Genomic DNA, 4,080 nt, shown 5'->3' with positions numbered 1-4,080 from the left:
CATCCTGCCTCCGACTCAAGCTCTCCTCCAGCGGGTGGGGCTGTGCCTCGGCTCGTCCTACGGACCTCGCCGATTCGCTCGGCCTGCGGCCATTGCGGGTGGGCCTCGTTCTGACTCATCTGCTTTGCCTTCCCGTAGGTCGGTTTAGGCCGCAGGCCGTAAACCGACAAACACTCCCAATCGACAAACACCTCTACACAATCCGCTATACTGACCTCTAAACTGATAAAACGTCTTTCAAGGCTGGAGTCTCTATGCAATACGACGTTGTAGTGGTTGGTGGTGGTATTCAAGGGGTGGGCGTTGCGCAAGCGGCTGCCGCTGCCGGCTACTCGGTTTTATTGCTGGAGAAGACCGCCTTGGCGGCCGCCACTTCCAGCGCCTCTTCAAAGCTGATCCACGGTGGACTTCGCTACCTGGAATCGGTCCAGTTTGGCTTGGTTCGCGAGAGCCTCAAGGAGCGCGCGCTGCTTCTCGAGCTAGCGCCGGAGCTGGTCAAGCGCGTCGATATGCATATTCCGGTCTATCGCTCCTCGTCCCGTTCGTCCGGAAAGATCTCCATTGGCTTGTGGCTCTATCGGATACTGTCGGGCTTCGATGATGATTCGGAGTTTTCTCGCGTGCATCGGAGTCAGTGGTCGGCGCTGGATGGTTTGCGGACGGATGACCTGATGGCTGTGTTCCGATACCGGGAGGCGCAAACGGATGATGCCTCTTTGACCCGTGCGGTCTGGGCCTCGGCGGAATCTCTGGGGGCGGAGTTGGCGATGCCGGCGGATCTGATGTCCGCCGAGTGCCACCCCGCCGGTTGTGAGATTGTTTATCGACAGGGAGAGAAGGAGCTTTCTGTCGAGGCAGGGGTGCTGGTCAATTGCGCTGGGCCCTGGGGAACCGAAGTCATCGGCCGGGTGACGCCGGCCCTGACCGGGCCTGAGGTGGATCTGGTTCAGGGGGCCCACCTACTATTGCCCCCGAGCCTGAAACACCACTTCTATCTGGAAGCTCCCGATGATCGGCGTGCGGTGTTTGCCTTGCCTTGGAACAACCGGTTATTGATCGGTACAACCGAAACGCTGCATAAAGGCGATCCAGCGAAAGCAGCCTGTACGCGCGAAGAGCAGGATTACCTGCTGCGGACACTTCAGCACTACTTCCCGTCACTGGATGTGTCGACGTCGAATGTAGAGTCCTTTGCCGGCTTGCGAGTGCTGCCCAAGGTGGAGGGTAGTGCGTTTGGTCGTTCCCGTGAGGTGCTTTTTCACGCTGACAATGAGGAGCAGCCTCGGTTGCTGTCAGTGATGGGGGGCAAGCTGACCACGTACCGCGCAACGGCTGAGCAGGTGATCGAGCGGTTGGCCCCGAGCCTGCCGCGCCGCCGTGCGGTGGCAAGCACGCGTGAACTGCCGCTTAATCCCGCTTGATTCGAGTAAACTCGATTTCGTATTTACCGGGAATGGGCGCGGCCTGGAACAGCTTGGCCTCGGGGTACTGCTCGCGCAGAATACCCAGTAAACGCTGACGGGATTCGCGGGGCATAAAGGCGCCAAAATAAGCCGCTGACAGATCGTTTTTTTCAAACGGCCGGTCGTCGTACCACAGGCTGTCATCGGCCTCACGGCTGCTGGCCTGATCCGTCGCGTGATAAAAGATCCGCCACTCCTGCTCGGCTTCCGACATGGCGGGCTTGACCAGGAACTTGTCGGCAAAGCGGGATTGGGCGTTGACCTTTTCCTGGTGTAGAATCGCGTTGATCTGCTCCTTGAACGTGGTGATTTCCGGGCGGTTGAGGCTGTATTCCACCGGCTTGGGGTCGACCAGCGTAGTGTACTCTCCGCAGCGGAAACGCAGCGCGACCCCTCGGTGATGATCCGCAAAGTGCTGCCAAGAAGGAAGGTTCTCGACCTTGGCGCTGAAGCAGCAAATGCGCAGCTCGCGGGTAAACTTGCGCCAGTCGGCCATGAGTTCTTCAATGGCGATCTGGCGTTGGTCCACCATCCTGGACATGAGCTCTTTGAGCACGTCTTCGGCTTCCTCCGGGGAGGCGAAACGCTCCTCGTCCCGCCAGCGTCGAATCACGGTGGCCAGCGGTGAGTTGCTCTTAGGCGTCTCACGGGAAAAAATCATGCTCGTGGCACTGCGAATCACCCCATCGAGAAGCGTCAGCGGATCGAATGACAGCGGCGTCTGGTGTGTCAGCTCGAACGGGTCGGCCAACAGGTGAGGAGCACTCCAGCGCAGGCGCTGGGAGCTAAGAATCTGCTCGGCGGTCTGTGCGGAGCAGAATTTCGCCAATGTGTCTGGGTAGTCGGCCACAGAGGTTCCCTTGTTCTCGAAGTCATGGTGTGCAGGCGGAGTATAACCAAAATCCCACCGCCTGATCAGGTTATCGGCCAATTCCCCCATTTTTGAATGGCTCAGGAGGCGCTATACTGAGCGGCAGCTTCAATCTACCGCTTAAAGGATCCTCCCGTGAATTTTACCGGTTCGCATATTCTCTCCATTCAGCAGTTCGACCGTTCCGATATTGAGCGAATCTTCACCGTGGCCGATGCGATGGCCCCCTACGCCTTGCGACGCCGGGTGACCCGCGTTCTGGAAGGCGCCATTCTGGGCAATATGTTCTTTGAACCCAGTACCCGTACCCGGATAAGCTTCGGCAGCGCGTTCAATCTGCTCGGTGGCGAGGTGCGCGAAACCACTGGCATCGAAAGCTCGGCGCTTGCCAAGGGCGAATCGCTGTACGACACGGCGCGCGTGCTTTCCGGCTTCAGTGACGTAATCTGCATGCGCCACCCACAATCGGGATCGGTGGCGGAGTTTGCCGAAGCCAGTCGGGTGCCAGTACTCAACGGTGGGGACGGCGCCAACGAGCACCCGAGTCAGGCGCTGCTCGATTTATACACAATCCGCAAGGAAATGGAGTCTCGCGGGCGGGGCGTGGACGGACTGCGAATCGCGATGATCGGCGACCTCAAATACGGTCGGACGGTGCACTCGCTGTGCAAATTGCTGTGCCTGTACCAGGGCGTCCACGTGACTCTGGTGTCCCCGCGTGAGCTGGCGATGCCCGAAGCAATTGTCGAGCAGCTGCGCGAGTCGGGGCACTCGGTCACGGTCACGGAAGATCTGCCCAGCAGTATTGCCAGTGTCGATATCGCCTATTCCACCCGGATTCAGGAAGAGCGGTTTGACACGAAGGAAGAAGCCGACCTCTACCGGGGACGCTTTCGGTTGAATCAGGCCATTTATACTCAGTATTGCGAGCCGAATACCGTCATCATGCATCCCCTGCCGAGAGACTCCCGGCAGGAGGCCAACGAGTTGGATAACGACCTGAATCAGAACCCCAATCTGGCCATATTCCGCCAGGCGGACAACGGAGTGGTGGTGCGTATGGCTCTGTTTGCCCTGGTCCTGGATGTGGTTGACCAGGTGGATCTGCACGCTCGGGAGGTCAACTGGTTCAACTCCCTGCGTCGGCCCTGATCGGCGGGGCTTCAGTCCAGCAGCATTTGCACTTTGGTGCGCAGCTCGGCGGCGCTGAACGGACGTTTCAGCCAGCCCACCGGGCCCAGCCCCTCAAGGTCTGACAGAAGGTCGGGCCGCTCGGGGTCATCGGACACCACCAGTATCGGGGTGGACGCTGACTTGGTGCTCCGGGCCAGAAGCCGAAACAGGCTGTGGTCTTCGGCAAAGGCGCTCTCTCCGTCGCTGATGATGACGTCGGGCAGCACATCGCTGGCGATTTCCAGGCACTCTTCGGCGGTATCGGTGGTCAGGATGTTGCAGTGTTGCTGTAGCGGTTCACTGATCTCGCGGGTCTGGTCGCCCCCCTGAGCCACGATCAGCACGGTTTTGTGGGTGGCGACTTCTTCGATCAGTGCCGAGTCGCGTCCCTTGTGTTTGACCCGGTACAGGGCGCGATCGGCGCACTTGATGACCTCCTCCAGCGTATGCCCCATCGAATGATGACAAGTCGCCCCACCGATACTGACGGTGACGCAGTCACCGACCGGTGAGTGCCGGTGCTCCAGGGACAGCTCCCGCACGGCCCGATTGATGCACTGGCCAATATGGCGG

At 59.8% G+C, this 4,080-nt stretch carries 4 protein-coding genes; 2 read left to right on the top strand and 2 right to left on the bottom strand.

What is annotated here, in order from left to right; translation table 11 throughout:
- Positions 1-254 precede the first annotated feature (254 nt).
- Positions 255-1,421: an FAD-dependent oxidoreductase gene (locus B3187_RS09495; RefSeq protein ID WP_286806020.1), complete on the top strand. Its 1,167-nt coding sequence runs from the start codon at positions 255-257 to the stop codon at positions 1,419-1,421.
- Here B3187_RS09495 and B3187_RS09490 read toward each other — a convergent pair.
- The gene (locus B3187_RS09490) at positions 1,408-2,313 is read right to left on the bottom strand and encodes a DUF2971 domain-containing protein (protein WP_286806019.1); all 906 of its coding nucleotides are present in this window, start codon (positions 2,311-2,313) and stop codon (positions 1,408-1,410) included. The genes B3187_RS09495 and B3187_RS09490 overlap by 14 nt on opposite strands.
- Before the next feature lie 156 nt (positions 2,314-2,469).
- Between B3187_RS09490 and B3187_RS09485 the strand changes: the two genes are divergently transcribed.
- Positions 2,470-3,486, top strand: coding sequence for an aspartate carbamoyltransferase (locus B3187_RS09485; protein ID WP_286806017.1), 1,017 nt, complete (start codon positions 2,470-2,472; stop codon positions 3,484-3,486).
- An 11-nt stretch (positions 3,487-3,497) separates the two neighbouring features.
- On the opposite strand, the gene B3187_RS09480 is transcribed toward B3187_RS09485, so the two are convergent.
- A partial coding sequence (locus B3187_RS09480; protein WP_286806015.1) for a diguanylate cyclase domain-containing protein occupies positions 3,498-4,080 on the bottom strand: 583 nt, incomplete at its 5' end.

Source organism: Marinimicrobium sp. UBA4209, assembly GCF_002381585.1.
GTDB lineage: Bacteria > Pseudomonadota > Gammaproteobacteria > Pseudomonadales > Cellvibrionaceae > Marinimicrobium > Marinimicrobium koreense.
Note: the sequence above shows the minus strand (reverse complement) of the source record. Positions and strands in the feature narration are given on the sequence as shown.

Coding starts and splice junctions, on each gene's coding strand:
- B3187_RS09495 (WP_286806020.1), top strand. CDS start 255: ATGCAATACGACGTTGTAGTGGTTGGTGGTGGTATTCAAGGGGTGGGC.